This window comes from Pyxidicoccus sp. M6 (assembly GCF_055568925.1).
The window spans coordinates 1,144,721-1,171,608 of record NZ_CM145714.1 but is presented as its reverse complement, the minus strand read 5'-3'; the positions used below and the strand labels follow the sequence as shown (position 1 = coordinate 1,171,608).

Below are 26,888 nucleotides of genomic sequence, written 5' to 3'. Positions count from 1 at the left end.
CGGGCGGTGTTCTCGAAAGGGACACCGCCGGAAGGAGCGCCGGTCCATGCACGTGGTGAAGCTGGCGGAAGAGCGGATGCCGGAGGGCGTGCGAGAGGCGTTCGACCGCCTCCAGGCGCGCCGCTGGGACGTGGCGAGGAGGAGTGCGAAGGAGCGGCTCGCCCGGCTGGACAAGCTCAGGGACCTCATCATCGCGCGGCGGGAAGCGCTGGCGGACGCCATCCACGCGGACTTCCGCAAGCCCCGCGCCGAGGTGGAGGCCACCGAGGTGATGCCCGTGCTCCAGGAGTTGGCGCACGCGCAGAAGCACCTCAAGGCGTGGATGAAGCCGCGCAAGGTGACGACGCCGCTGATGCTCACCGGCACGTCGAGCCATGTGCAGTACGAGGCCAGGGGCGTGGTGCTCATCGTGGCCCCGTGGAACTACCCCTTCAACCTGCTGGTGTCCCCGCTGGTGGCCGCGGTGGCGGCGGGCAACACCGTGCTGTGCAAGCCGAGCGAGAAGACGCCCCACACGGCGCGCTTCCTCTCCTCGCTGCTGCGCGACGCGTTCCCCGACGACGAGGTGGCGGTGGTGGAGGGCGGCCCCGAGGTGGGCGAGGCACTCCTGCGGCTGCCGTTCGACCACTTCTTCTACACGGGCGGGCCACGCGTGGGCCGGCGGGTGATGGAGGCGGCGGCGAAGCACCTGGCGGGCGTGACGCTGGAGCTGGGCGGCAAGTCACCGGTGGTGGTGGACACGACGGCGGACATCGAGGCGACGGCCGAGCGCGTGGTGTGGGGGAAGTTCCTCAACGCGGGGCAGACGTGCATCGCCCCGGACCACGTCTGGGTGCATGCGTCGAAGGAGGAGGCGCTGCTGGCGGCGATGAAGGACGCGCTGGAGCGCTTCTACGGCAAGTCCGAGGAGGCGCGGCGCGCGTGCCAGGACTTCTGCCGCATGGTGGATGACGGGGCCTTCAAGCGGGTGCGCGGGTTGATGGACCGCTCGGTGGCGCAGGGCGCGCGGGTGGTGACGGGCGGCGTGGTGGACGCGGAGACGCGCTACATCGCGCCCACGCTGCTGGCGGACGTGACGCCGGACGCGCCCGTCATGGACGAGGAGATTTTCGGACCGGTGCTGCCGGTGCTCCGGTACGAGTCGCTGGACGAGGTGGTGTCGCACGTGCGCGCGGGCGGCAAGCCGCTGGCGCTCTACGTGTTCAGCCAGGACGACGCGACGGTGGAGCGGCTCTTGCGCGAGACGAGCGCGGGCGGCACGTGCATCAACACGGTGGTGCTGCACAACGCGAATCCCAACCTGCCCTTCGGCGGCGTGGGGCAAAGCGGCATCGGCGCGTACCACGGCGAGACGGGCTTCCGGACGTTCAGCCACGAGCGCGCCGTGCTTCGGCAGGGGCGCACGTCGCTGGCGCACCTGTTCTTCCCGCCGTACACCGGCAAGGCGCAGAAGCTGGCCCGGCTGGCGAGCCGGTTGTTCGAGTAGGCCCACTGCGTTCACTTTCGCGCGGGCTTGGGCCTACTTGGATACCCTGCAATGGAGTCCGCTCCGGTGCGTAACATCCGGGCGGACCCTCTCGCGGGAGTCCTCCAGGTGGGCCGCACATGACTGACTCGCATGCATCCTCGCCGCTCTCGACGGACGCCACCGCCGAGGTGGCGCTGCTGTCGCGGCTCCCCGCCGTGCTGCGCCCGCACCGGAACCTGCTCACGTACTACGTGCTCACGTCGTTCCTCGCGGGGCCGGGCTTCCCCATCCTCCTGCTGATTCAGTACTTCCGCTTCCAGACGCTGCGCTACGAGCTCGACGCCGAGGGCATCACCGTCCGCTGGGGCATCCTCTTCCGGCGCGAGGTGTCCCTCACCTACGCGCGCATCCAGGACATCCACCTGTCCAGCAACCTCGTCGAGCGCTGGCTCGGGCTGGCGAAGGTCCAGGTGCAGACGGCGAGCGGCAACTCGGCGGCGGAAATCACCATCGAGGGCCTCCAGGCCTTCGAGGCCATGCGCGACTTCCTCTACACGAAGATGCAGGGCGCGAGGGACCGCACCCTGCCCACAGCCGCGAGCGACGCTTCCGCCCCCACCGAGGACGCCCTCGCCTCCACGCTCCGCGAGGTCGCCGCCGAGGTGCGCGCGCTGCGGCTGGGGCTGGGCAACACGTCCACGCCCTCGGCGCCGGAGAAGACGGATGGCTGAGCAACCCCATGCGTGGCTCCTGCGCCTCTTGAAGGTGCCTCCCCCGCCCCGTCTCCCCGAGGGCGACGTGCGCGTCTTCCGCGCGGCCCTCGCGTACCGCAACTACCGCCTGTGCCTCTGGGCGGTGCGACAGTTGGGCCTCGTCGCGGGTCTGCTCTTCGGCGCGCTCTTCCTCGCCTCCGTCGTCGAGCGCATCAACCACCCAGCGTCGTACGTCATCGGATACGTCATGGAGGGGCTCGCGGTGCTGGGCTTCCTCGCGCAGCTCCCCGTGGGCTTCGTCATCGCGCGCATCGACTACGCGTTCTGCTGGTACATCCTCTCCGACCGCAGCCTGCGCCTGCGCGAGGGGCTCGTCTCCATCCAGGAGAAGACGATGACCTTCGCCAACATCCAGCAGGTCTCCATCCAGCAGAACCCCCTCCAGCGCCTGTTCGGTATCTCCGACGTGAAGGTGGAGACGGCGGGCGGTGGCTCGCGAGGCGCGGGGTCCGGCAAGGACGGCCACGGTGAGCGCATGCACGAGGCGTACTTCCGCGGCATGAACAACCCGGCGGAGATTCGCGACGTCATCCTCGCGCGCGTGCGCATGCACCGGGACTCGGGACTGGGCGAGCCGCAGCCCGCGGCCACCGTGCCCGCCTCCACCTCGCCCGCCGCGCTCGACGCCGCGAGGGAGTTGCTCACGGAGATGCGCGCCCTCCGGCAGGCGCTGCCACGCCGCGAGCCTTGAGCCGTCCCCCGGAGCGGAACGGGAGCCAGACAAGGAACTCCCGCTCTCCCTGGCACGGATACACGTCACGTGCTTGTGCATAGGCGCCACGCGCCCCGGGCACGCAACCCAGAGACATGTAGCGCCGATACACTCACACGAGCGGTGCGCACTCCACGGTGGCGCCGCCGTCCAGAGGGGGACATCCATGAGCACCATCAACCGCGACCCGCCGGCACCACCACCGCCACCACCACCTCCTCCGCCGCCTCCTCCCAAGCCGAAGCCCGAGGTGAAGCTGGCACCGAAGCAGCCAGCGAAGCCGGAGCGCACCGACCTCTTCCGCGCCGACACGCTGTCCATCGACTCCGGTGACTCGCAGCGCGTGCGCGGCCCGCAGCTCGCCGCGGATGGTGTCGTGGCGCCCGCCGCCAACTCCACTGCTCCCGCCACCACGCTGCTCACCGAGGACACGCAGGACACGCAGCGCAACTGCCTCGACGCCGTGGGTGACTGGTTGGACCTGGCGACGCCGCAACTGCGTGCGCGCAGCGAGGTGCTCCTCCTCAGTGACACGCGTCCGGGCGCCGAGGGCACCACCGGCCACGCCGTCATCCGCCAGGGCGAGTCCATCTTCGACCCGTCCACCGGCCGCAGCTACGCCAGCTTCAAGGAGTTCAACGCCGAGGGGCACTACGCGATTGCCCACACCACCAGCGGCACCGCCATGCACCGCGTGCTGGGTACGCCCGCGGGCTCGCCCGAGCGGCAGCAGGCGCTCGACGCCGCGCGCATCCCCACCGCCGTGCAGGGCATGCTGCTGGCGGACCCGCCGCGCCCCACCGGCCGCGCCCTCACCGCGCAGCAGCAGGCCGCCCTCGACGAGGCCGTCCGGAAGCTGCCGGAGTACCCCACCGCCCGGGACATCGGCGCCATCATCCACGACCAGGACGCCTTCTGGCTGGACTCCGGCGAGCAGAACCCGCAGGCGCTCGCCGCGCTCACCACGGCCATCGCGTCGCGGTACGCGCCCACGCGTACGTCCGGTGAGGACCTCACCGCCTTCACCGCCACCATGTACCGGCTGTCCGAGGCCGCGGGCGGCTTCACGCCGGAGATGTCCGGCGCGCTGGCGAAGGCCGCGGTGGACCCGGCGCTCGCCCGGCGCGGCGTGCACACGGGAGAGCTTGCCTCCTGGGCCATGCAGTCCGCGACGACGCCCCAGGCCGCGCAGGCGGTGCTGGACGCGGTGGGTCCGCGTGGCATGGACGGCTTCGTCGCGTCCCTGGGCATCAACGCGAAGGACTTCAACGACCCGCTGTTCCTCAACAGCGGCACGCGCACGGAAGCGTTGAAGTCCTTCATGAACGTGGCCTCCGCGCTGCCCGTGAAGCCGGGCGTGCCCAACGGCACGCAGGCGAGCTTCTTCTTCGCCGTCGCCAAGCAGGCCGGCGCGCAGCCCCTGGGCAACGCGGGCTTCCGCGAGGCGCTCGGCAAGGGCCTGGGCGCGGCGAGCGCGCTCGGCGACACGACGCTGGCGCGCACCGAGTCCGCGCGCATGGGCGCGCTGCTGCGCAACGAGCACATCGGCGGGCTCCTCCAGAGCGCCTCCCCGGAGCAGCGCAGCGGCCTGCTGGCGTCGTTCCTCGACAACGCGAAGCTCGACTCGGCGCTCGTCGACCACCACGGCGGCAACGTCGCCACGGCGGTGGCCTATACGCAGCTGCAGGGCATGACGCAGGGCCTCACCGGCGGCTTCGGCCCCGGCCGGGTGCCCTCGGGCGCGGACGGCATGCCACTCATCGCCCCCGAGGCGCAGGTGCAGTTGCCCGGCGGAGACGTGCTGGCGCGCCACCCCGCCGTGGCCGCGCTCGGCAGCCCGCTGTACGCCGGCACCGTCGCGCAGGCCGTGCAGTCCGGCAAGCTCACGCCCGCGCAGGCGGCGAACTATCTGGATGACCTGGCGAAGCACTCCAAGGACCTCGCCGACCCGTCGCTGCGGCGCTACGGCGCGAGCCCCTTCACCGAGGCCGCCATCAACGTCCTCAACGGCGGCAGCCCCATCACGAAGTCGCGCCTCGACGAGTACGCCAACCTCAACGCGGACAGCCTGACGCGGCTGGCGGGGCTCGTGCGCAACTCGAAGGACCCGGCGTACATCGCCCAGGCGATGGCGGCGGGCAGCGCGCAGGACGCCGTCTTCCGCGCCAGCCTCCCCCGCTACGGCGATGCCATCGCCGCCATGGGCGAGGAGGTGCAGGGCCGCCGCCGCGCCATCATCGCCGGCGTGGGGCTGGTGACCTCGGTGGCCGTGCCCATCCTCGCGGCGGCGGCGGTGCCCGCGGGCGCCACGCTCACGCTGGGCGGCATCACCTTCGGCACCGCCACGCTCCAGGCGGGCGCGGCGGGCCTGAGCACCAGCATCGTCAGCACCACCCTCAACGCCAGCAGCCAGTACGACACGAATGGCCAGGTGAACTGGGCCAACGCGGTGGCCGGCGGCGCGGTGGACGGCCTCACGACGTACTTCGGCCTGCGCATGTCGGCCATCGCCGCGGCGCGCGGCCAGAGCGCCATGAGCGCGGCGGTGCGCGGCGCCACCGTGGACGGCCTGGGCAACATGGGCGCCTACGTGCTGGGCACGCCCGGAGCGCTGGAGGGCATCTTCAGCGGGGACCGCAAGCACCTGACGAACACGGTCATCCAGGGCGGGCTGGGCTTCGCCACGTCCTTCGGGATGAGCCGCCTGATGGACCTGCCCGGCGTGGACACGCGGGCGCGCCCGAACAACATCGTCGTGGACGGGGTGGGCCTCTTCGTCCCCATGCCCCGCTTCGGCGCGGGCGCGGCGGGCTCGCGCGTGCACGGCTTCCGCGGCATGCGCGACATCGGCATCGGCGACCTGGACAACATCCTCGCCAGCGGCCTGCACCCGCGCTCGGTGCGCGAGGGCCGCAAGGCGGTGGGCGACATCGAGGCCGAGCCCTTCTTCCAGCGCTTCTGGACCGGCGTCCGGGAGTCGGGCGGGAGTACGGTGGGCGAGGACGTGGTGATGCTCACGCGCAACCCGAAGCTCGCCGAGTCCTGGGCGCGCGGCACGCCCGTCAACTCACAGGGTGACGTGTCGTGGGTGGACTTCACGAAGTTCGTGGCGCGCAACGCCCAGCCGCCGACGCGAGCGGAGTACTTCACGGCGCCGCAGTTCGAGCTGCTCCGCGCGCAGCAGGCGGCGACGGGAGGCCCGCCCATCACCGTCAAGGACGCCACCGGGCGCACCGTGCAGATGACCCGGGACCAGGTGAAGCAACTGCTGGGAGACCGTCCCTTCGACATCACCGTCGAGGTGGCCGCGCCGATTGAAAACCAGCTCGGCCTCGCCTCGTTCGGCCTGAGCCCCTCGCATCAGGAGGAGCCCATCGTCGGCTCGGTGGGCGCCGACGGCATCATCGGCATCACCATCCTCTTCGACGGCAAGCTGCCCTGAGTGGGCTCACGCGCGGCGGGGCTGACTCACAAGCCCTCGCCGCACGTCCGCCGTGAAGCGTCTCAGCTCCGCAGGCCGGGAGCCTCGTGGCCGGTGCGCGCCACGTACTCGGTGTAGCCGCCGCCGTACTGGTGGATGCCCTCGGGCGTCAGCTCCAGCACGCGGTTGGACAGCGCGCCGAGGAAGTGCCGGTCGTGCGAGACGAACAGCATGGTGCCCTCGTACCGCGACAGCGCGGTGATGAGCATCTCCTTCGTCGCCATGTCCAGGTGGTTGGTGGGCTCGTCCAGCACGAGGAAGTTCGGCGGGTCGAAGAGCATCTTCGCCATGACCAGTCGCGCCTTCTCTCCACCGGACAGCACGCGGCACTTCTTCTCCACCTCGTCGCCGGAGAAGCCGAAGCAGCCCGCCAGCGCGCGCAGCGAGCCCTGGCCCGCGCGGGGGAACGCGTCCTCCAGCGACTGGAACACCGTGCGCTCGCCGTCCAGCAGGTCCATGGCGTGCTGCGCGAAGTAGCCCATCTTCACGCTGCCACCCAGGGCCACCGTGCCGTCATCCGGCTGCGTGGAGCCCGTCACCAGCTTCAGCAGCGTGGACTTGCCCGCGCCGTTGACGCCCATGACCGCCCAGCGCTCCGTGCGGCGCACGAGGAAGTCCAGCCCGTCGTAGATGGTCCGCTTGCCGTAGCCCTTGGAGACATTCTTCAGGCTCACCACGTCCTCGCCGGAGCGCGGCGCGGGCTGGAACTCGAAGAGCACCGTCTGGCGGCGCTTGGGCGGCTCCACGCGCTCAATCTTCTCCAGCTTCTTCACGCGGCTCTGCACCTGCGCGGCGTGCGAGGCGCGGGCCTTGAAGCGCTCGATGAACTTGATTTCCTTCGCGAGCATCGCCTGCTGGCGCTCGAACTGCGCCTGCTGCTGCTTCTCGTTCTGCGCGCGCTGCTGCTCGTAGAACTCGTAGTTGCCCGAGTACGTCGTCAGCGAGCCGCCATCGATTTCCACCACCTTGGTGACGATGCGGTTCATGAACTCGCGGTCGTGCGAGGTCATCAGGAGCGCGCCCTCGTAGTTCTTGAGGAACTCCTCCAGCCAGATGAGGCTCTCCAGGTCCAGGTGGTTGCTGGGCTCGTCGAGGAGCATCGCGTCCGGACGCATCAGGAGGATGCGGGCCAGGGCCACTCGCATCTTCCAACCGCCCGACAGCGCGCCCACGTCGCCGTCCATCATCTCCTGGCTGAAGCCGAGGCCCGCGAGGATTTCCCGCGCGCGGCCCTCCAGCGCGTAGCCGCCCAGCTCCTCGAAGCGCCCCTGCACCACGCCGTAGCGCTCGACGAGCTTCTCCATGTTGTCCGCCTGGTCCGGGTCGCCCATGGCGGCCTCGAGCGCCTTGAGCTCGGCGGCCACGGTGCTGACCGGGCCCGCGCCGTCCATGACCTCGGAGGCGGCGCTGCGGCCCTGCATCTCACCCACGTCCTGGCTGAAGTAGCCGATGGTGACGCCCCGGTCGACGGCGACCTGGCCCTCGTCCGGATGCTCCTGGCCGGTAATCATCCGGAACAGCGTCGTCTTGCCGGCGCCGTTGGGGCCGACGAGGCCCACCTTCTCGCCCTTGTGGAGGGCCGCGGAGGCCTCGATGAAGAGGATCTGCTGGCCATTCTGCTTGCCGATGTTGTCGAGACGAATCATGTGCGTGCGAAGGGGCCCGGGAAGGCGGGTGCGGCGCCCTTATCATGGAGGGCGCCCCGGGGAGAGCATTCCGAACCGCCCGGAGGCGGGTTCTCTTTCCCGGGGCAGGCGGGCGGACGGGCCTCCGGTGGGAGGCAGGGGCTACGGGCCTACATTCCGCCCACGGCGTGGAAGTAGGCGGCCAGCTTCGCCGAGCAGTCCGCGGGCGCGCCGGGCAGCACCTTGCAGTGGCCCGCGGCGAGCTTCTCCACGGCGGCGTTCGTCTCCTTCACCTTCGCCTCGTAGTCCTTCAGCTCCTTCGGCTCCATGGAGAGGAGCACGTTGTCGGAGTCGCTGTCGGTGGCCTTGGACGCCCTGGCCTCCGCGAGCTGCTTCGCCGTCCCCAGGGCCATCTCCTTCCCCTCGGACTGCATCGCCTCCACCACGGCCCAGAACGGCTTGAGGTCGCCCGAGGCGAGCTGCTTCGCGAACCAGGCCCGGTGGCCACGGGCCCGCTGCGCACAGGCCATCTCCGCGAAGCCGGCCATGCTGCCGTCGTTCCCCGAGCTCCGCTCGTAGAGGTCACAGCTCGTCTTGGACCACTTGTTGTAGTCGGCCTGGAGGGCCATCCACGTCTTGAAGGCCGCGCGGTCCTTCTCCTTCAGCGGCAGCAGGAAGGCGTCCAGCTCCTTCTCCATCGCCTTCTTCGTGCAGGCGACGCGGGCATCCTCCGCGTTGCGCATGTCGGCCGTGGTGGGCTCGGCGTCTGCATCCAGCTGCGTCCCCTGCTCCGCCGCGCAGGTCGCGGTGATGTAGGCGGAGACCGGGGCGTCAGGCTTGGGCGCGGCGTGGAGGGCCAGCGGCAGGACGAGGACGAGCGCGTTCATGGGTGTCTTCTCCAGGTGGGAGGCCCGCACTTCTAGTGCCATCCCGAGACTCCCGTCACGCGGCTTGATGACGTCGGCACGGTGGGCTCGGCGCCTTCCCGAGCCACGCCTTCGGCCTCTCCGAGCCGTCCTGACGGCCGCCGTACACTTCCCCGAGCGCCTCCACGTGGCGTGGCGCGCGGGGCCCGGCGTGTGACGTAGAGTCCCCGCCGTGCTGACCGTCGACCCGCATCCGTCCCTGGACACCCTGGCCTTCACCACCACGTTCCCTTCGCCGCTGGGCTCGCAGCCCTCGCCGGAGTGGCTGGTGGCCCTGCTCAAGCCCGGCGCCACCGCGCCTCTCTCCAGCGATGACACCGTGCGAGGCACGGTGCGCGACATGCTCCGCCACGGCGGCTACAAGCCCACGGGGCGCGGCAAGCCCGCCTCCGAGTACCTCGTACGCGCCTCCGGCGACGGCTCGCTCGGTTCCATCAACCTCGCCGTGGATGCGTGCAACGCCGTGTCGCTGCACAGCGGGCTGCCCATCAGCGTCGTGGACCTGGACCGCGCCCGCGCGCCCTTCCGCATCGGCATTGCTCCCGCCGGGTCTCAGTACGTGTTCAACGCGTCCGGGCAGACCATCGACCTGGAGGGGCTCTTGTGCCTCTTCGACGCGGAAGGGCCGTGCGCCAACGCGGTGAAGGACGCGCAGCGGACGAAGACGAACGCGGACACCCGCCGCACCCTCACCGTGCTGTGGGGCTCGAAGGGGCTGGGGGACCGCACGGCGCGCGCCTTCGCGTGGTACCGCGAGCTGCTGGAGCGCGCGGGCGCCACCGTGGAGCGGCTGCCCTGAGCACGATGGACCTGGAATTGCTCCTCGCGGACGGCGCGAGGGCCCTCTCCGCGGCGTGGGGACGGCCCGTGCTGCTGTCCCAGCCCCAGGTCCTGCGCACCGAGTCCCGCTGCGACGTCGTGCGCGCCTCCGTGCGCGGCGGGGACATGGCCACCATCGTCCTCAAGCACTTCCGGGACGACCCGGTGCTCGGGCTGGACGAGTGGACGGGGCTGGAGTTGCTCGGCCGGTTGAACCTCACCACCGCGCCGGGGCTCATCGCCGGGGATGTGGCCACGCGGCTGTTCGTGCTCGCGGACATGGGCACCGGCCCCAGCCTGGAGGACCTCTTCAACGGCGATGACCCGCGCGCGGCCACCAGCGGGCTGCTCACGGTGGCGCGCGTCACGGGGCAGATGCACGCGCGCACCCAGGGCGTGCAGGCCGACTTCGACCTCATCCGTCACACGCTGAGCCCCCGGCCCTCGCGCGTGCGCATCGACAACGCGCGCTACCTGTTGGACCACGCGGACCGACTGAGCCGCTGGGTGACGGCCGTGGGCGCGAGGGAGGCGCCGGGGACGCATGAGGACCTGGAGGTGCTCGCGCGCGAGCTGGCAGACCCGGGGCCGTTCCTCGCCCTGACTCATGGGGACATGGCGCCGGGCAACGCCCTCTTCACGCCGAACGGCGCTCGGCTGCTCGACTTCGAGTACTGCGGCATGCGCAGTGCGCTCTACGACTGCCTGATGTGGCTGCTCACGGTGCCGCTGCCGGACGAGCTCATCTTCCGCGCGGAGCTGGCGTACCGGATTGCGTGCGCCCAGGGGTGCGACGCGGCGCAGGTGGATTCCTCGTGGTTCCGGGCCCGCGCCATCATGGTCGCCGCGCGGACGGTGAACCTGTTCCAGTGGATTCCACCGAAGGCGCTGGAGAGGGACCGCGAGTGGGCCCCGGGCTTCTCCGAGCGCGCGGCGCTGCTGCGGCACCTCGCTCGGTGCCGGGCCGTATTGGAGCCGCAGAATCCCGTGCCCGCGTTGTCGCGCACACTGGCGTCGCTGGAGTCGCGGCTCGTGGAGCGGTGGCCCGACACGCCTTCGTTCACCTGGCCTGCCTTCAGGTGATGCCATGTCCCCAAGCTTCGACGCACTGGGTGCCGTCACCACGTGGGCTCGAACAAGGCAGGAGGGCCGGGGCCCGGCCGGCTGCTCGCGGAAGGAACGTTCGTTCCACGGCTCGCCACTGCACGCTCCCGATACCCGCGCTCGCGAAAGGACGCTCCTCATGTGGAAGCGATGCGTGCCTCCGTGGCCCTGAGCACTCCCATTCGCTACGCCGCCCTGGGTGCCGCCGACACCGTCGGCGTGGGAAGCGGGTCGCCCACGCGCGAGAACTGGACCGCGTGCATTCACGCCGCGCTCCCTCGGGACACGGTGTATGAGCGCTTCGCGCGCAGTGGCCTCACCCTCGATGAAGCGCGGGATTCCGAGCTACGTCGCCTCATCGAGTTCCAGCCCACGCTCGTGACGATGTGGCTGTCGGTGAATGACGCGCTCCGCCCCGTGCCACTACCGGACTATCAGCAGTCGCTTCAGGACGTGCTCGAACAGCTCATGCATGAGACGGAGGCGCGGGTCGCGCTGCTCAACGTCCCAGACCTCGCCACGCTCGCCGGCTTCCACGTCACGGCCGAGATGCGCGCGAAGCTGCGGGAGCAGGTCAGCGCATGGAACGCGGCCATCGACGAGACGGCCCGCGCCTTCGGTCCGCGCGTCCTCGTGGTGGACCTGATGACCGCCTCACGCGAGCTGGCCGAGCATGATGAGTGGCTCTCCTCGGATGCCTTCCATCCGAGCGCCGCCGGCTATCAGCGACTCGCCGAGCTCACGCTTGGAGCCATGCGCCGCGCCGGGTGGCTGCCGCCGGCACACTGACGTCCGGTTCACCGCATCCAGCGCGCTCGAATCTTCCCGTTGACCACGTCAACGCCCATCCAGTCATCCGCGAACGCGGCGGAGCAGTCGCACTTCACCACCGTCAGGTACTCGCGAATCAACTGGAGCTTGAACCCGCGCGGCGTCTTCAAGACGGCCACCAGGCTCTCCTTCGACTGCCCGAGCCGAGGCTTCACGTCGAGCACCTTCCCCGTCGCCGCGTCGATGAGGACCACGCCCACCCAGCCGTAGCCGGGGCGCTCGTCCTCCGTGAAGAACAGCAGCGCGCGACGGTCATCCACCGCGAAGGCGGTGACTCCACTGTTGGGCCTCGTGCTTCCGGCGAGCCAGCAGATGGCCGTCCCATCCGCGATGTTCGAGTCGACGCTGTACCAGTCCTTCTTCAGTGAAACCTGATTCTTCCCGGCCGAGGTCTCCACGAAGACGCTCATGTCGTCCTCGGGGCATTCTCCCGATTCGGAGTCGAAGCCCACCGAGAACGCATGGGCTCCGAGCTGGCACTCCAGCCGGAAGTCACAATCGGTGGCTTCCGGCTCGGCGGCCCGCGCCGTGAGTGCGCCGCTCCACAGCATCGCCACCACCCAACCGGCACGTCGCATCAGGGCCTCCGCGAAGGGCTCCACGCTGGAGCCTGCTCAGTGGCCAGCGTCGTAGACCGCGTCACGAAGGGCAACCTGCTTCAGTGGCCCGCGTCGTAGACCGCGTCGCGGACGGCACGGGGGAAGCCGCCCCACATCCCTTCGAAGGTGGTGTTGGTGAGGACAATCACCGTCAGCCCCTGCTTCGGGTCCACGAACCAGTTGTGGCCGTACGCGCCCATCCAGTGGAACGTCCCCACCGACTGCGGGCTCTTCGCCTTCGCCGGGTCCACCAGCACGCCCACGCCCAGCCCGAAGCCCCAGCCCGGACCCGCGCTCGCCGCCTCGGGGCCGACCTGGTCCGTGGTCAACTTCGCCACGGTGTCCGCCTTCAACACCGACGCCCCGCCCGTGCGCAGCGCCTCCAGCAGCTTCAGGTAGTCCGCCGCCGTGCCCACCATGCCGCCACCTCCAGAAGCGAAGGAGCGCGTGTCGAAGACACGGCCCGGAACGAAGGTGACGCCGCTCACCGGGTTGGGCACGAAGAGCGACTCGCCGATGCGCACCGGCTCCGGCTTCCCGTCCGCGTACGGCGTCGTCAGCCGCGCCACGTCCTTCACGCGGAACCCCGTGTCCGTCATGCCCAGCGGACGGGTGATGAGCTTCTCGATGACGACGGGCAGCGGCGCCCCACCCGCTCGGGCCACCACCTCACCGAGCACGTCCGTGGCCATCGAGTAGCCCCAGCGCTTGCCGGGCTCGTAGCTCAGCGGCGCCGAGGCGAGGCGGCGCAGGTTCTCCTCCATGGACAGGCCGGGCTGGTCGAGCCCGTTGGACACGCGGGCCTTGTGGTACGGCCCGTCCGTCGGCTCCATGAAGTCGTACGTGAGGCCCGCCGTGTGCGTCAGGAGATGGCGCACGGTGATGACGGGCTCGGTGCCGTCCGGCAGCTTCGGCCGGAAGGTGGGAATCCACTTCGTCACCGGGTCTTCGAGATTGAGCTTCCCCTGCTCGACGAGCTTCAGCGCGGCGACGGACGTCATCGCCTTCGTCAGGGAGGCGAGGCGGAACAGCGCGTCCTGGCGCATGGGCTTCTTCGCCTCGCGGTCGGCGAGCCCAGCGGCGCGCTGGTACACGACCTTGCCGTCCTTCGCGACGATGACGACGGTGCCGACGATGCGCTTCTCCGCGATGGCCCGGTCGATGGCGGAGTCCACTCGCGCCTGGAGGGCCGCGTCAGTTGGAGGGGTGGCGCGGTCGACGGCGGAGTCGACTCGCGGCCCTTCAGGCGGGGCGGCGTGGGCGAATCCGAAGCTGAGGACCACCAGGAGGGCGGCGAGGATGGAGGTTTTCATGGGGTGCTCCTTTCAACGGTGACGACGACGCTCACGATGTACGTGGCGCCTCCGTGCCCGGCAGCCCATGATTCCGAAGGGTGCCTATACGAATCCGTATGAGGCGACGGGGAGCATCGTGGACTGGGATGACTTGAGAATCGCGCTCGCGGTGGCGAGGCATGGCTCGCTGAGCGCCGCCGCGCGGGCCCTGGGGACGACACAGCCGACGGTCAGCCGGAGACTCGACGCGTTCGAGCGACGCACGGGAGCGAAGCTGTTCGAGCGCGCGAAGAACGGGCTTACGCCGACTGCGCTGTGCACGGCCCTCATCGAGGGAATGAACCGGATGGAGGAAGGCGCGCTCACGGTGGAGCGGCGGCTCGCGGGGCGCGACACCGGGCTTCAGGGCAGCATCACCGTGACGAGCCTGGACTGGCTCGGGGACCACGTGATTGCGCCCATCATGGCCAGGTTCGGCGGGCGGCATCCGATGGTGAGCCTCACGCTCGTCAATGACGGGCGGCGATACAACCTGTCACGCCGCGAGGCAGACATCGCCTTCCGCCCCGGCATCTTCGACCAGGAGGACGTCATCGAGCGCAAGGTCGCCGAGGTGGCATATGGCCTGTACGCCTCGCCGACGTACCTGGAACAGCACGGGCTTCCGGACTTCGGCTCGGGCTGCGCCGGGCAGCGCTTCGTCGTGCTGCACGAGACGCCGCCCCGGGCTCCGCTGACGGACTGGTTGCGGGACATCGCACCCAACGCTCGGTCCATCCTGCGCACCAACAGCATCTGGTCGCAGCTCGCGGCCGCCGAGTCGGGCGAGGCGGTGGCCGCCCTGCCCCGTGTGCTCGTGGACAAGCGACTGACGCTCCGGCGCATCGAGACGCCGCGCCCCGGCCCTGTGCTCACGGTCCGCCTGGGCGTCCATCAGGACATGCGGAAGACGCCGCGCATGCGCGCGTTCATGGACTTCGCGGTGCGCGAACTGGAGCTGCGCGCGGCGGAGCTGAACCCGCGCTGAACATCGGCCCACCGCGCGGCGAAGTAGACTGCGCGCATGTTCGACCCCACGCCCCTGCTGGCTCGCATTCCCGATGTGCCCGAACACGTCTGGCCGCGCGGCGCGCTGCTGAGCGGTGGTGTCAGCGCCATTGAGTGGAGCGATGGTCGCTCCGCCCTGCTGAACGATGACGGAGAGGCCTGCGTGGTGGGCCAGCCGCCCAGGCCCCAGCTCCTCGCGTTCCTGGAGCGGCTGGCTCCCGGGACGGAGGTGGTGCTGTCCGCCGAGGACGCGCGGGCCCTCGGCCCCGTGCCGGGCTGGGACTTGGAGCCGGTCGTGGTCCTCGTCCAACAGGGCCCACCGCCTCCGCCTCCGGTCATCCAGGGTGAGGCGCGGCTGCTCGACACGCTCGACTCGCTGGACCTGAGCCACCTGCCGGAGGACCTCGCGGAAGAGCTCGCGCATGCATCCAGCTCATCTCCCCTTGGCGTCGCCTTCGCCGACGGCCTTCCGGTGTCCTTCAGCTACGCCGGCAGCCAGACGGAGACGTGGTGGGACATGTCCATCGACACGGTGGAGGCGTGGAGGCGGCGAGGGTACGCGGCGGCGGCGGCGCACGCGCTCATCGAGCACATGCGCACCCGGGGCAAGCGCACGGTGTGGGCCGCCTTCGAGTCCAACACCGCGTCGCTTCAGCTCGCCGCCCGGCTCGGCTTCACCCCGGTGGCCCGGGTGGCTTCCCTCTTCCGCGAGGGCAGCGAGCGATAACGCCGCTCACTTGATGAACGGAGTGAGCGCCTTCAGCCAGATGACCACCGCCGCCGCGCCCGCGTCCTGCACGCCGAGCGCGCGCTCACCGAGATAGCTCGCACGGCCCAGGCGCGGCTGCATGCGCGCCGTGGCCTCCGCGCCCTGCTCCGCCTCGCGGACGCATGCGGCCCAGGCCTCCGCCGCCGAACGTCCCGCCTTCACCTCGCGGGCGAACGCATCCGCCGCCGGCTTCAGCGCATCCAGCATCGTGCGGTCTCCAGGCTTCGCGCCGCCCAGCTCCGAAATCGAATCCACCGCGATGCCGAAGGCCTCCGCCCACGCGGTGGCATCCGCCGTCCTCTCCGCCAGGTGCCGCGCGGCGCGCAGCAGCGCCGTCGCATAGAACGGCCCCGAGCTTCCACCGATGCTCCGCCGCAAGGCATTGCCAATCGCATTCAGCGCCCGCGTCGGGCTCGTCCATGCCGACTCCGGCAGCTCGCGAATCGCCGCCGCGCCACGCTGGAGGCTGAGCCCCAGATCGCCATCGCCTGCCGCGGCGTCCAGCGCCGTCAACCGGGGCTCCGCGACGTCGAGAGCCTCCGCCACCGCCAGCGCCGCCTTGTGGAACTGCTCCATTCCCGGCTGCTTCGCCCCCGCGTCCACCGGCGCCTCCTGCACCGGCGTCACCTGCCGGGGCGCACGCTCCGGCGCCACCAGCCCCGCCCCCGGCCACGCGGGCGCCGTCGTCGCGCTGTCCAGCCGCTTCAGCCGCGCGTCATCCACCTTCAACAGCGACAGCGAGCACCCCGGCATCTCCAGCGCGGAGAGGAACGTCCCGCTCCATGCCCGCTCCACCCGCACACCCGCCCCGCGCAGCACCGCCAGCGCCCGCCTCGCGACGATGGCCAGCTCCATCGGTGGCGTGCCACCCAGCCCATTCACCAGCAGCACCACCCGCTCGCCCGAGGAGATGCGCCGGTCCTCCACAATCGTGGTCAGCAGCGTGTCCACCAGCGCATCCGCCGGCTGCATCGGCACGCGCCGCACGCCCTGCTCGCCGTGGATGCCCAGGCCCAGCTCCAGCTCGTCCTCGCCCAGCGTGAAGCCCGGCCGCCCCGCCGCCGGCACCGTGCACGGCCCCAGCGCCACGCCCATGGTGCCCAGCTCGGACGCGGCAGCAGCGGCCTCCCGCGCCACCTCCGCCAGCGAAGCCCCCGACGCCGCGGCGGCCCCGGCAATCTTGTGCACCAGCACCGTGCCCGCGATGCCCCGGCGCCGCGCGGGCTCCACCGTGTCGTGCAGCGCCACGTCGTCCGCCACCACCACCGTCTCCACCGGAATCCCCTCCGCGCGCGCCAACTCCGCCGCGAGCCCGAAGTTCAGCCGGTCTCCCGTGTAGTTCTTCACCACCAGGAGCGCCCCCGCGGGGCCTGCCACCGCGCGGATGGCCGCCAGCACCGCGTCCGTGCTGGGCGAGGTGAAGACGTCCCCCGCCACCGCCGCGTCCAGCATGCCCGCGCCCACGTAGCCCGCGTGCGCCGGCTCGTGCCCGCTACCACCGCCGGAGATGACGGCCACCTTCCGCGCGCGCACGTCCGTCGGCGTATCCGAGCGCACCACCACCGTCTCCCCCTCCAGCAGGGCCTGTCCCGGAGCGAGCGCGACGAATCCTTCCAGCATCTCCCGCACCACGGCGCGGGGCGCGTTGACGAGCTTCTTCACGGCGGTGTTCTCCTCGGTGAAGGGGGAGCCCAACGTGGACGCACCGAGCGGGCCCGTCAAGCACGACGCGTGTGTCCCGCATCACGCATGTCCAGACGTCACAATCCGCATCCGGGAATCCCGATGCTAGGGTGCCGCCATGGCCAGGTCCCCGTGCCCCGTCACCCTGTCGCAGTTCCTCGAGAAGGCCGAGCCCCTCAAGGTCATCATCAACGGCCAGGAGATGCTCGACGCGGTGACGTCGGCCGACCGCGGCACGCCGAGCACGCCTCCATCCGGGACGTAACACCCGGAGTACGCGGCGGTTCCCACGTTCCACCGCGCGCCAGCGGCGCTTGTAGGATGGCGCCGCCTCTTCTCCTGGAAGTCACCGTCATGTCCCTGCTGGAGCGCCTCCGGTCCCTGTTCTCCGACTCCGCCTCCCCGTCGTCGCGCGCCGACGCGGGCGAGGCCTCCGCGCAGCCCGCCACCGCGGGCTCGGCCGAGACTCCTCCGCCCGTCGTCACCCGCTTCCTCCAGAAGGGCGAGGTGGTGGTGAAGGAGGGAGACCCCGGCACCTCCATGTTCGTCGTGCTGGAGGGCCGCGTCGCCGTGGCCCGCGAGGCGGAGGGCCGCGAGCCCGTCATCGTCGAGCAGCTCGGCGCCGGCGAGTTCTTCGGCGAGCTGGCGCTGCTCACCGGCGCCCCGCGCACCGCCAGCGTGGTGGCGCTCGAGGACGCCGTCGTGCTGGAGCTCTCCCACGCCGGAGACCGCGCGGCCTGGGCGGACTACGGCGTGGAGGGTGACAAGGTGGAGCAGGCCGCCCGCGAGCGCTTCATGGCCGAGGCCGCGCGCCTCAACCCACTCCTGGCCACACTGTCTCCCGAGCTACAGAAGCAACTGGGAAACGCTTTCGTCCCCGTCACCGTACCGGCGGGCGAAACTTTGCTCACTCGGGGAAAACAGGGGGATGCGTTGTACCTGTTGCTGCGTGGCGAGTGTGAGGTGTTCCACACGCACGATGACGGCACCCAGACGGCCTACCCGCGCCTCCAGGAGGGCGCCCTCTTCGGCGAGATTTCCCTCCTGCGCAGCCGGCTCGCCACCGCCACCGTGCGCACGCTCACGCCCTGCACGCTGCTGAAGCTGGAGCGCGAGGTCTTCGAGAAGACCATCATGACCCAGCCCAACCTGCGCGGCGCCCTCGTCCGCCTCGGCCTGCAGCGGCTGAAGCAGACGGTGCAGGTGATGGCCGAGCCGTCCCGTCCACCCGACGACAAGGACACCTGACCCGCGCCGTTGGCAACGCGTTTGCTACATGCCCCGCCGGGCAGTACGGGCCGGCGAGGTGGGCGATGGCGGAGCAGTTCGAGGTTCGCAAGACGTGGGTGGCGAAGGCAGTGACGGTGTTTCCCAACGACACGGTGGTGAAGGCGCTCGCGCTGATGAAGCGCTACGCGTTGGACAGGCTTCCCGTCGTGGACGAGGCGCGCGGGGAGCTTCTCGGCAGCGTGACGTCCGAGGACCTGCGGCAGGCCTGGGAGCACTCGCCGCTGGCCTGTATGTCGGAAATTCTTTCCCTGAAATCCTTGCAGGGGGCCGAGGACGGCACCTCCTGGCGCCCGCGGGTGACGCTCATCTCCCCGCTGGTGGACGTGTACCAGACCAGCAAGCGCTGGAAGCAGTAGCGGAGGGCGGCGAGGTGGGCAGCTCGCGGCGGCGCACGATGCCGCGCTCCTCCAGCGTCCTCAGTCGGGCGACATGCACTCGGACAGGGCGCAGGTGGGGGGCGGAGGAGGAGCTTTGCTCTTTCGCACGGGCAACGACATGGGCGGCCTCCAGTAACCGCCCGGTTACCACAAAGTGCCGCCACTCCCGCGGATGCGTGGCGCGAGGAAAACCAGCGGCTCTTATCCTTCCCCCATGAGTGAAACATGGAGCGGGAAGCAAGGCGCCCAGACGGAGGCCGTGCGCCGGCTGGGCTTGAGGTACCCCATCGTCCAGGGACCGTTCGGCGGCGGACTGTCCACGACGAAGCTCGCGGCCACGGTGTCCAACCTGGGCGGGCTGGGCTCGTTCGGCGCGCACATGCTGACGCCGGACGACATCGTCCGCGTGACGAAGGAGTTGCAGTCCCTCACGTCGCGGCCCTTCGCCGTGAATCTCTGGGTGTCGGACCATGACCCGGGCGGGCTGAGCCTGACGCAGGAGGAGTTCGACCGCGCCTACGCACTCTTCGAGCCCTTCTTCCGCGAGCTGGGCGTGGACAAGCCCGAGCGCCCGCGGCGCTTCAGCCAGCGCTTCGAGGAACAGGTGGACGCGCTGCTGGAGGCACGGCCTCCGGTGTTCAGCTTCGTGTTCGGCGTGCCTCCGGCCAACGTCCTCGCGGAGTGCCGCAAGCGCGGCATCGTCACCCTCGGCGCGGCGACCTCGATTGCGGAGGCGCAGGCGCTGGACAGCGCGGGCGTGGACCTCATCGTGGCCACGGGCTTCGAGGCGGGAGGACACCGGCCGTCGTTCCTCGCGCGCGCGGAGGACTCGCTGGTGGGGACGCTCGCCCTCACTCCGCTGGTGGCGGACCGCGTGAAGGCGCCCGTCATCTCCGCCGGTGGCATCACCGACTCGCGCGGCATCCACGCGGTGCTCGCGCTGGGCGCACAGGCTGGACAGGTTGGCACCGCGTTCCTCGCGTGCGAGGAGTCCGGCGCCACGCCCGAGCACCGCGCCGCGCTGTTCAGCGACAAGAGCCAGCACACGGTGCTCACGCGCGCCTTCTCCGGACGGCTCGCGCGCGGCCTGCCCAATCGGTGGAGCGACGAGGTGAGTGCCTCGCGACTGCTCCCCTTCCCCGTGCAGGGCTGGTTCCTGTCGCAGTTGCGTCCCGCCGTCGTGAAGGCGGGACGCACGGACCTCATCTCCCTCTGGAGTGGGCAGGGCGCGCCCAACCTGCGCCACCGCACCGCGACGGAGTTGATGGACGCACTGGTGCGAGGGCTGACGCAGCCGGAGGAAAGCGCGCGCCAGTGACACGTCCCCGCTCCTGGTTGGGGAGACGAGGCCTGCCGCGAGCGCATCCGCCCTCGTGCCCTTCTCGCCCGCCATGGGTGGGGATTCCTGCAAATCTGTTTCTTCTGCACTTTTCGTTGAATACAGGACATCCCACTTCGTCCAGTCCCACCCCTCGCAGGGCCGAATCCACGGCTCTTCGCGAGGTGCGGAATGCGCTATCGAAGTGTGAGAATCAGAGGAGTCGTAGGGCTTGCAGCCTGGCTGACGCTGGCCGCATGCGGTGAGACGTCTCAGGCCCCCGTGGCTGAATCCCCTGAGACGACGAAGCAGGCCCTGGCCACGGGTCCGGACTTCGTCGTGACGTCGGTGACGGGACCGGCGAGCGCGCGGCCGTCGCAGTGGGTGACCCTCTCGGTTCGGACCTGCAACCAGGGCACGGAGTCGGGCGGTGCGCCCGTGGAGCTGTACCTGTCGCAGGACGACATCATCACCCCCAACAGCCCCAACGGCCCCTCGCCCGACATCTACCTGGGCTACGTCCACGTGAACCTCGGGCGGGGCGAGTGCCGCACGGACACGATGCAGGTCCCCGCCAATGTGGGCTCCGAGGGGGCCTGGTACCTGGGTGCCGCCGCGGACCCGATGGACTGGCTCCCGGAGACGGACGAGACCAACAACACCCGCGTGGGTGACCGCATCGGCGTGGGCTACCAGCCGGACCTGGTGGTGACCTCCGTCACGACGACCCCCATCGCCACGCAGAACGGCTACCCGCTCACCTTCTCCGTGTCGGTCTGCAACCAGGGCACCATCTCCAGCGACGCGCCCCTGGCGGTGTTCCTCTCCCGGGACGAAGTCATCGTTCCGAGCGGCCCCTCCAGCGACCTCCTCGTGGGCGGCGCGCGCGTCCAACCGCTGGAGCCAGGCCAGTGCTGGACGGAGCAGATGGAGTACCTGGGCGGCCTCCTCGGTGAGGGCAGCTGGTACGTCGGCGCCGTGGTGGACTCCAACAACTACATCCCCGAGTTCATCGAGGACAACAACACCCGCGTGGGCAACCGCATCGGCGTGGGCATCCAGCCGGAGCTCGTCGTCACGGACGTCAGCGGGCCCGCGAGCGTGCGGCCGAACCAGTCGTTCAATGTCTCGGCGACGGTGTGCAACCAGGGCACGCAGCCCGCGCCGGCGTCGGTGGAGTGGTTCCTCTCCACGGACGCCGTCATCTCACCCGGGACGGACATATCGGTGGGGTATGACTTTGGCGTGCTGCTCCAGCCGGGCCAGTGCTCGACGCGCACCGTCGAGGGCCACACCACCGGCGTCGAGGGGACGTACTACCTGGGCGCCATCGTGGACCGGCCCAACTACTTCCCGGAGTTCTTCGAGGACAACAACACTCGCGTGGGCAACCGCATCGGCGTGGGCCTCGGTCCGGACTTCGTGGTGGCGTCCGTCTCCGGCCCCACCAGCGTGCAGCCCGGCGGCACCATCAGCGCGGCGGTGCGCGTGTGCAACCAGGGCACGGAGAGCGGCGGCGCCGACGTGGAGCTGTACCTGTCGCAGGACAACGTCATCACCCCGACGACGACGCCGGGGCCCAACACGGACCCGTTCCTGGGCTCGACCAACGTGTCCCTCGCGGCGGCCGAGTGCCGCACGTTGACGGTGCAGGGCAACGCGAACACCCCGGAGGGCGCCTGGTACCTGGGCGCCGTGGTGGACCCGCGCGACTTGAGGGGCGAGCTCATCGAGGATAACAACACCCTCGCGGGCAGCCGCATCGGCGTGGGCTACAAGGCGGACTTCGCCGTCACCTCCCTCAGCGGCCCCATGAGAGCGACGCCCGGCCAGTCCTTCAACGTCTCGGCCACGGTCTGCAACCAGGGCACCGACACCGGCAGCACCGAAGTGGAAGTCCTCCTGTCACAGGACTCCGTCATCACCCCGAGCACCGGTCCCGCGCTGGGCTCCGACTTCCGCATCGGCACCGCCCACACGAACCCGCTCGCTCCGGGGGCCTGCCAGACGCTGACCATCTCCGCCTATGCCTCTCCACCGCGGGAGGGCGCGTACTACCTGGGCGCCGCCGCGGACCCGGCCAACTCCACCCCCGAGCTCATCGAGGACAACAACACCCGCGTGGCCAGCCTCCGCATCGGCGTGGGGTACGGGCCAGACCTCACCCTGATGTTGCTCAAGACCCCCGCGAACATGCGCGCGTACCAGTCGTTCGCTGTCTCCGTGATGCTGTGCAACTGGGGGACGCAGCCGTCGAACCCGACCCACGTGCACTTCTACGCGTCCGAGGACAAGCTCATCACCCCGACCGTGTATGGCTCCGGGCCCGACCTCACCGTGGCCACTGCCTCCGTCGGCGGCCTCACGTCGGGCCAGTGCCAGCAGGTGACGGCCTCCGCCTCGGGCGTCCCGGAGGGCGCCTGGCACCTGGGCGCCGTGGTGGACCCGCAGAACCTGGAGAGGGAGCTCATCGAGGACAACAACACCCGCGTGACCGGCGGTCGCTTCGGCGTCGGTGACCGGCCGGACTTCGTGGTGAGGTCCGTCATCGCGCCCTCGAGCGTGCGGACGAACCAGTCCTTCACGGTCCAGCCGTTGGTGTGCAACCTGGGCACGGTCAGTGGGAGCACCCAGGTGGAGCTGTACCTGTCCGAGGACACGGTCATCACGCCGTATGAGCCGTACATGCCGTCGCCCGACTTCTTCCTGGGCTCCGCCTTCGCCGAGAACCTCGCCCCGCAAGAGTGCCGGTTCCTGAACATCACCGCGTCCACGAGCGGGGCGCGGCCCGACACGTACAACCTGGGCATCATCGCGAACCCGCGCGACCCCTTCGGCAACGAGCTGCTGGAGGAGAACAACACCCTGCCGGGATATCTCCTCACCGTCCAGCCCTGAGCCGGGACGTGGGCGCGTGGAAGGAAGGTTCATTCCACGCGCCGTGACGGGTGGGCAGCTCGTGCACTCCCACCCGTCACGGGCGTTCTTGTACGTCTGCTTCTTTTTTGCACCTGTCATTGAATTTCGGATGCGTGGGTCCGTCCTGTCTTCCCTCTCGCAGCGCCGAATCCACGGCGCTTCGCGAGGTGAAGAGATGCGTTATCGCAGCATGGGAATCAGGTGTTTCACGGGACTCGCAACATGGATGACGCTGGCAGCTTGTGGTGAAGCCACGCAGACGCCCGAGGCGGAGTCCTCGGGTGTCACGGCGCAAGCACTGGCCACGGGACCGGACTTCACCGTGACGTCGGTGACGGGCCCCACGAGCGCGCAACCGTCGCAGCAGGTGACCCTCCAGGTGCGGACCTGCAACCAGGGCACGCAGCCGGCCGTCGCGCCGGTGGAGCTGTACCTGTCGCAGGACAACGTCATCACTCCCAATGGCCCCAGCGGCCCCTCTCCCGACGTGTACCTGGGCGCCGTCCACCCGCTCCTGGGACCGGGCGAGTGCCGGACGGACCCGTTCGACTTCCCCGCCGGAATGGCGGGCGAGGGGGCGTTCTACCTGGGCGCCGTCGCGGACCCCCATGACTGGCTCGCGGAGACCAACGAGAACAACAACATCAAGACAGGCAGCCGCATCGGCGTGGGCAACAAGCCGGACCTGGTGGTGTCTTCCATCACGGCCCCCATCGCCACGCAGCCCGGCCAGCCGCTCACCTTCTCCGTGTCCGTATGCAACCAGGGCACGCAGCCCGGCGGCGCGCCCCTGGAGGTGTTCCTCTCCCAGGACTCCGTCATCGTTCCGCGCGGCCCCTCCAGCGACTTCCCCGTGGGCTTCGTGAATCCGCAACCGCTGGCGCCGGGCCAGTGCCACACGGAGCAGGTGCAGTCCATGGGCGGCGGCTTCACTGACGGCCTCTGGTACGTCGGCGCCTCGGTGGACTCGGACAACTACATGCCTGAGCTCTTCGAGGACAACAACCTCAAGCTGGGCAGCCGCATCGGCGTGGGCAACAAGCCGGAGCTCGTCGTCACGGCCGTCAGCGGGCCCGCGAGCGCGCGTCCGGGCGACCCCATCACCGTCACCGCGACCCTCTGCAACCAGGGCACGCAGCCCGCGCCCGCCTCGGTGGAGTGGTACCTGTCCGCGGACACCGTCATCACTCCCGGCCCCGGCTCGGGCGACATCTTCGTGGGCGCCGACCCCGGCCTGTCGCTCGCTCCGGGTCAGTGCTCGACGCGAACCCTCCAGGGCTACACGGGTGGCGCCACCCAGGGGACGTACTACCTGGGCGCCGTCGTGGACCCGTTCAACCAGGCCCCGGAGTTCTTCGAGAACAACAACACCCGCGCGGGCAGCCGCATCGGCATCGGCAACCGTCCGGACTTCGTGGTGTCGTCCGTCTCCGGCCCCACCGGCGTGCAGCCCGGCCAGTCCTTCAGCGCGTCCGTGCGCGTGTGCAACCAGGGCACGGAGTACGGCAGCGCGAACGTCGAGCTGTACCTGTCGCAGGACAACGTCATCACCCCGACGACGATGCCGAGCCCGAACTCGGACCAGCCCGCGGGCATGGGCTCCGTGTCGCTCGCGGCCTCCGAGTGCCGTACGGTGACGGTGACGGGCAACGCGAACAGCCCGGAGGGCACCTGGTATCTGGGCGCCGTGGTGGACCCGGTCAACTCCGTCACCGAGTTCATCGAGGACAACAACACCCGCGCGGGCAGCCGCATTGGCATCGGCAACAAGCCGGACTTCGTGGTGACGGCCCTCACCGGCCCCGTAAGCACCACGCCCGGCCAGCCCATCAACATCACCGCGACGGTGTGCAACCAGGGCCTCGTCGCCAACGCCACCGACGTGGAAATCCTCCTGTCGCAGGACAACGTCATCACCCCGAACGGCCCCCAGCCGAGCCCTGACTACCACATCGGCTTCGCCCCCACGAACCCGCTGGCTCCGGGCGCGTGCCAGACGCTGAGCATCCCCACCTACGGCTTCTCGCCGGGAGATGGCACGTATTACCTGGGCGCTGTCGTGGACCCGGGCGGCAGGGTCTCCGAGCTCTTCGAGGACAACAACACCCGCACGGGCAGCCGCATCGGCATGGGGTACAAGCCGGAGCTCGTCGTCACCTCCGTCAGCGGCCCCACGGGCGTGCGGCCGTCGGAGGGGTTCAACGTCTCCGCGACGGTGTGCAACCAGGGGACGCAGGCCGTGAGCAACACCGACGTGGAGCTCTACCTGTCGGAGGACACGACCCTGGTCGCGAACCGGTATGCCGGACCGGACATCCTCGTGGCCTCCGGGCCCGTGTCCTCACTCGCTCCGGGCCAGTGCCAGACGGTGACGTTCCCCGCGTACGCGGGCGTCCCGACGGGGGCGTGGTACCTGGCCGCCGTGGTGGACCCGAACAACCTGGCCATGGAGTTCATCGAGGACAACAACACGCGCGTGGGCAGCCGCATCGGCATCGGTAACGCCCCGGACTTCGTGGTGACGTCCGTCACCGCGCCCGCGAGCATCCAGCCGGGCGTGTCCTTCACGGCCTCGGTGCGCGTGTGCAACCAGGGCACGTGGGACGGCAGCGCCGACGTGGAGCTGTACCTGTCCGAGGACACGGTCATCACGCCGTACTCGCCGCCCTCGCCGTCGCCCGACGTCCTGCTGGGCTCCGCGTACACCCCCAACCTCGCCGCGGGGCAGTGCCAGACGCTGAGCATCTCCGCGTACCCGGGCAGCCTCCTCAGCGGCACGTACAACGTGGGCGCCGTCGTGGATGCGCACGGCCCCACCAACAACGAGCTCATCGAGGACAACAACACCCGCGTGGGTGGCCGCGTCGTCGTGCCCTGAGCCGGGGCGCGTCGTGAAGGGCCCTCCTCTCGCGGTGCGGGGGAGGAGGGCCGGTGCCCGGGGCCTCAGGTTCGCGCGGCGGCGCGAGGGAAGAGGATGTTGTTCTCCAGGTGGATGTGCTCCTTCAAGTCCCGCTCGAGCGCCTCGAGCCCGTTCCACAGCGCGCGCCAGGTGATGCATGCCCCTGGCGGCACCTCGTAGTTGCCCGTCAGCTCGCGCAGCCGCTCCAGGAGCTCGCCGGCCCGGTCATGCTCGAACATCATGCACTCGATGGGCCCGCCCCGCGGCACGGGGCGCCCGGAGAGAATCCACGGGAAGAGCACCCGCTCCTCCTTCTCCAGGTGCGGCTCGAGCTCGTCCTTGAGCGCGCAGAATGTGCCGGCGAGCAGGGAGAGCCGCTCCGGGTCCTTCTCCCCGTGCACCCGCAGCACCTTGAGCGCCATGCCATGCAGGCGGCGCAGCTCCTCGCGCAGCGGCGCGTGGTAGCGCGCGCAGAGGTGGTCGATGAGCTCCGCCTGGCCGCGCTCCGTCCAGACGACGGAGTCCCCCTCCCCGCCCTCGAGCTCCGTCTGGAGCTCCCGCAGGACCTCCCCGGAGTCGAGGCCGCGGCGCTGGCACGCCTCCTCGATCGTCCTGCCGCCGCCGCAGCAGAAGTCGATGCCCCGGCGGAAGAAGACGCGGGTGGAGGCAGGGCGGGTGGCGGCCAGCTCACCGACGGTGATGGAGGGCGAGAGTGCGGGGGAGGCAGGCAGGGGATGCATGGGCTCTTGCTCCAGCGAGGGGGATGCGGCCGGAGCCCCCTCGCCCCGGGGCGGCGAAGGGCGACTCCCGGTCCCCGTCATGACAAGCAATCACCAGGCCAGCTTCGCCTTGTGTCGGAGGTGTCCTGTCAGGACAGGTCCTGTCCGGGAAGCCGGCGCAAAGATTGCGCCCCACGCGGGGACAGGGCCAGGTTCTGCGGCGGACAGCGGATG

At 70.4% G+C, this 26,888-nt stretch carries 21 protein-coding genes; 15 read left to right on the top strand and 6 right to left on the bottom strand.

Annotated features, from left to right (window positions below):
- Positions 1 to 46: 46 nt before the first annotated feature.
- From ACVTJA_RS04965 to ACVTJA_RS04950, 4 genes are all read left to right on the top strand, one after another.
- Complete coding sequence (locus tag ACVTJA_RS04965; RefSeq protein WP_465834221.1) at positions 47 to 1,486, top strand: aldehyde dehydrogenase family protein; 1,440 nt, start codon at positions 47 to 49, stop codon at positions 1,484 to 1,486.
- A gap of 119 nt (positions 1,487 to 1,605) precedes the next feature.
- Positions 1,606 to 2,199, top strand: coding sequence for a PH domain-containing protein (locus ACVTJA_RS04960; RefSeq protein ID WP_465834219.1), 594 nt, complete (start codon positions 1,606 to 1,608; stop codon positions 2,197 to 2,199).
- On the top strand, positions 2,192 to 2,932 hold the full coding sequence (locus ACVTJA_RS04955; RefSeq protein ID WP_465834217.1) for a PH domain-containing protein: 741 nt from the start codon (positions 2,192 to 2,194) through the stop codon (positions 2,930 to 2,932). The genes ACVTJA_RS04960 and ACVTJA_RS04955 overlap by 8 nt, the downstream gene beginning before the upstream one ends.
- A 187-nt stretch (positions 2,933 to 3,119) precedes the next feature.
- Entirely contained in the window at positions 3,120 to 6,395 is a 3,276-nt protein-coding gene (locus ACVTJA_RS04950) for a hypothetical protein (RefSeq protein WP_465834216.1), read from the top strand.
- Between the two features lie 62 nt (positions 6,396 to 6,457).
- Here ACVTJA_RS04950 and ACVTJA_RS04945 read toward each other — a convergent pair whose 3' ends face one another.
- Both ACVTJA_RS04945 and ACVTJA_RS04940 read right to left on the bottom strand, forming a co-directional pair.
- Positions 6,458 to 8,080 (bottom strand): ABC-F family ATP-binding cassette domain-containing protein, encoded by a 1,623-nt coding sequence (locus ACVTJA_RS04945; RefSeq protein WP_465834214.1) that lies wholly within the window; start codon positions 8,078 to 8,080, stop codon positions 6,458 to 6,460.
- A gap of 149 nt (positions 8,081 to 8,229) precedes the next feature.
- Positions 8,230 to 8,946, bottom strand: a complete 717-nt coding sequence (locus ACVTJA_RS04940) for a hypothetical protein (protein ID WP_465834212.1) — start codon at positions 8,944 to 8,946, stop codon at positions 8,230 to 8,232.
- 211 nt (positions 8,947 to 9,157) lie between these two features.
- Here ACVTJA_RS04940 and ACVTJA_RS04935 point away from each other — a divergent pair, with 211 nt between their 5' ends.
- The 3 genes from ACVTJA_RS04935 to ACVTJA_RS04925 all read left to right on the top strand — a co-directional run bounded on the left by ACVTJA_RS04935 (position 9,158) and on the right by ACVTJA_RS04925 (position 11,697).
- Complete coding sequence (locus tag ACVTJA_RS04935; RefSeq protein ID WP_465834210.1) at positions 9,158 to 9,784, top strand: phenylalanine--tRNA ligase beta subunit-related protein; 627 nt, start codon at positions 9,158 to 9,160, stop codon at positions 9,782 to 9,784.
- Between the two features lie 5 nt (positions 9,785 to 9,789).
- Complete coding sequence (locus tag ACVTJA_RS04930; RefSeq protein ID WP_465834209.1) at positions 9,790 to 10,887, top strand: phosphotransferase family protein; 1,098 nt, start codon at positions 9,790 to 9,792, stop codon at positions 10,885 to 10,887.
- A gap of 171 nt (positions 10,888 to 11,058) precedes the next feature.
- Positions 11,059 to 11,697 carry a GDSL-type esterase/lipase family protein gene (locus tag ACVTJA_RS04925; RefSeq protein WP_465840313.1) on the top strand — a complete coding sequence of 213 codons (639 nt, stop codon included), beginning with the start codon at positions 11,059 to 11,061 and terminating at the stop codon, positions 11,695 to 11,697.
- 8 nt (positions 11,698 to 11,705) lie between these two features.
- On the opposite strand, the gene ACVTJA_RS04920 is transcribed toward ACVTJA_RS04925, so the two are convergent.
- Both ACVTJA_RS04920 and ACVTJA_RS04915 read right to left on the bottom strand, forming a co-directional pair.
- Entirely contained in the window at positions 11,706 to 12,317 is a 612-nt protein-coding gene (locus ACVTJA_RS04920) for a hypothetical protein (protein WP_465834207.1), read from the bottom strand.
- Between the two features lie 80 nt (positions 12,318 to 12,397).
- Positions 12,398 to 13,651 (bottom strand): serine hydrolase domain-containing protein, encoded by a 1,254-nt coding sequence (locus tag ACVTJA_RS04915; RefSeq protein ID WP_465834205.1) that lies wholly within the window; start codon positions 13,649 to 13,651, stop codon positions 12,398 to 12,400.
- Between the two features lie 67 nt (positions 13,652 to 13,718).
- Between ACVTJA_RS04915 and ACVTJA_RS04910 the strand changes: the two genes are divergently transcribed.
- Complete coding sequence (locus ACVTJA_RS04910) at positions 13,719 to 14,660, top strand: LysR family transcriptional regulator (RefSeq protein ID WP_465834203.1); 942 nt, start codon at positions 13,719 to 13,721, stop codon at positions 14,658 to 14,660.
- A gap of 36 nt (positions 14,661 to 14,696) precedes the next feature.
- Entirely contained in the window at positions 14,697 to 15,407 is a 711-nt protein-coding gene (locus ACVTJA_RS04905; RefSeq protein ID WP_465834201.1) for a GNAT family N-acetyltransferase, read from the top strand.
- A 6-nt stretch (positions 15,408 to 15,413) separates the two neighbouring features.
- Here ACVTJA_RS04905 and dhaL read toward each other — a convergent pair whose 3' ends face one another.
- A complete protein-coding gene (dhaL, locus tag ACVTJA_RS04900) occupies positions 15,414 to 17,111 on the bottom strand; it encodes a dihydroxyacetone kinase subunit DhaL (RefSeq protein WP_465834199.1) in 1,698 nt (565 codons plus the stop codon).
- A 139-nt stretch (positions 17,112 to 17,250) separates the two neighbouring features.
- Here dhaL and ACVTJA_RS04895 point away from each other — a divergent pair, with 139 nt between their 5' ends.
- The 6 genes from ACVTJA_RS04895 to ACVTJA_RS04870 all read left to right on the top strand — a co-directional run bounded on the left by ACVTJA_RS04895 (position 17,251) and on the right by ACVTJA_RS04870 (position 25,914).
- Positions 17,251 to 17,397, top strand: a complete 147-nt coding sequence (locus ACVTJA_RS04895; RefSeq protein WP_465834198.1) for a hypothetical protein — start codon at positions 17,251 to 17,253, stop codon at positions 17,395 to 17,397.
- 56 nt (positions 17,398 to 17,453) lie between these two features.
- Complete coding sequence (locus ACVTJA_RS04890; RefSeq protein ID WP_465834196.1) at positions 17,454 to 18,380, top strand: cyclic nucleotide-binding domain-containing protein; 927 nt, start codon at positions 17,454 to 17,456, stop codon at positions 18,378 to 18,380.
- A 65-nt stretch (positions 18,381 to 18,445) separates the two neighbouring features.
- Positions 18,446 to 18,778, top strand: coding sequence for a CBS domain-containing protein (locus ACVTJA_RS04885; RefSeq protein ID WP_465834194.1), 333 nt, complete (start codon positions 18,446 to 18,448; stop codon positions 18,776 to 18,778).
- 235 nt (positions 18,779 to 19,013) lie between these two features.
- Positions 19,014 to 20,117, top strand: coding sequence for an NAD(P)H-dependent flavin oxidoreductase (locus ACVTJA_RS04880; protein WP_465834193.1), 1,104 nt, complete (start codon positions 19,014 to 19,016; stop codon positions 20,115 to 20,117).
- 282 nt (positions 20,118 to 20,399) lie between these two features.
- Positions 20,400 to 23,015 carry a CARDB domain-containing protein gene (locus ACVTJA_RS04875; protein ID WP_465834191.1) on the top strand — a complete coding sequence of 872 codons (2,616 nt, stop codon included), beginning with the start codon at positions 20,400 to 20,402 and terminating at the stop codon, positions 23,013 to 23,015.
- A gap of 247 nt (positions 23,016 to 23,262) precedes the next feature.
- The gene (locus tag ACVTJA_RS04870) at positions 23,263 to 25,914 is read left to right on the top strand and encodes a CARDB domain-containing protein (protein WP_465834189.1); all 2,652 of its coding nucleotides are present in this window, start codon (positions 23,263 to 23,265) and stop codon (positions 25,912 to 25,914) included.
- A 65-nt stretch (positions 25,915 to 25,979) separates the two neighbouring features.
- Here the strand turns inward: ACVTJA_RS04870 and ric are convergent, their stop codons facing one another.
- The gene (gene ric / locus ACVTJA_RS04865) at positions 25,980 to 26,675 is read right to left on the bottom strand and encodes an iron-sulfur cluster repair di-iron protein (RefSeq protein WP_465834187.1); all 696 of its coding nucleotides are present in this window, start codon (positions 26,673 to 26,675) and stop codon (positions 25,980 to 25,982) included.
- Between the last annotated feature and the right edge of the window lie 213 nt (positions 26,676 to 26,888).

Bases quoted from the DNA above. Each gene is read 5' to 3' on its own strand.
- ACVTJA_RS04965 (WP_465834221.1), top strand. From the start codon at position 47: ATGCACGTGGTGAAGCTGGCGGAAGAGCGGATGCCGGAGGGCGTGCGA.
- ACVTJA_RS04960 (WP_465834219.1), top strand. From the start codon at position 1,606: ATGACTGACTCGCATGCATCCTCGCCGCTCTCGACGGACGCCACCGCC.
- ACVTJA_RS04955 (WP_465834217.1), top strand. From the start codon at position 2,192: ATGGCTGAGCAACCCCATGCGTGGCTCCTGCGCCTCTTGAAGGTGCCT.
- ACVTJA_RS04950 (WP_465834216.1), top strand. From the start codon at position 3,120: ATGAGCACCATCAACCGCGACCCGCCGGCACCACCACCGCCACCACCA.
- ACVTJA_RS04945 (WP_465834214.1), bottom strand. From the start codon at position 8,080: ATGATTCGTCTCGACAACATCGGCAAGCAGAATGGCCAGCAGATCCTC.
- ACVTJA_RS04940 (WP_465834212.1), bottom strand. From the start codon at position 8,946: ATGAACGCGCTCGTCCTCGTCCTGCCGCTGGCCCTCCACGCCGCGCCC.
- ACVTJA_RS04930 (WP_465834209.1), top strand. From the start codon at position 9,790: ATGGACCTGGAATTGCTCCTCGCGGACGGCGCGAGGGCCCTCTCCGCG.
- ACVTJA_RS04925 (WP_465840313.1), top strand. From the start codon at position 11,059: ATGCGTGCCTCCGTGGCCCTGAGCACTCCCATTCGCTACGCCGCCCTG.
- ACVTJA_RS04920 (WP_465834207.1), bottom strand. From the start codon at position 12,317: ATGCGACGTGCCGGTTGGGTGGTGGCGATGCTGTGGAGCGGCGCACTC.
- ACVTJA_RS04915 (WP_465834205.1), bottom strand. From the start codon at position 13,651: ATGAAAACCTCCATCCTCGCCGCCCTCCTGGTGGTCCTCAGCTTCGGA.
- ACVTJA_RS04910 (WP_465834203.1), top strand. From the start codon at position 13,719: ATGATTCCGAAGGGTGCCTATACGAATCCGTATGAGGCGACGGGGAGC.
- ACVTJA_RS04905 (WP_465834201.1), top strand. From the start codon at position 14,697: ATGTTCGACCCCACGCCCCTGCTGGCTCGCATTCCCGATGTGCCCGAA.
- ACVTJA_RS04895 (WP_465834198.1), top strand. From the start codon at position 17,251: ATGGCCAGGTCCCCGTGCCCCGTCACCCTGTCGCAGTTCCTCGAGAAG.
- ACVTJA_RS04890 (WP_465834196.1), top strand. From the start codon at position 17,454: ATGGCGCCGCCTCTTCTCCTGGAAGTCACCGTCATGTCCCTGCTGGAG.
- ACVTJA_RS04885 (WP_465834194.1), top strand. From the start codon at position 18,446: ATGGCGGAGCAGTTCGAGGTTCGCAAGACGTGGGTGGCGAAGGCAGTG.
- ACVTJA_RS04880 (WP_465834193.1), top strand. From the start codon at position 19,014: ATGAGTGAAACATGGAGCGGGAAGCAAGGCGCCCAGACGGAGGCCGTG.
- ACVTJA_RS04870 (WP_465834189.1), top strand. From the start codon at position 23,263: ATGACGCTGGCAGCTTGTGGTGAAGCCACGCAGACGCCCGAGGCGGAG.
- ric (WP_465834187.1), bottom strand. From the start codon at position 26,675: ATGCATCCCCTGCCTGCCTCCCCCGCACTCTCGCCCTCCATCACCGTC.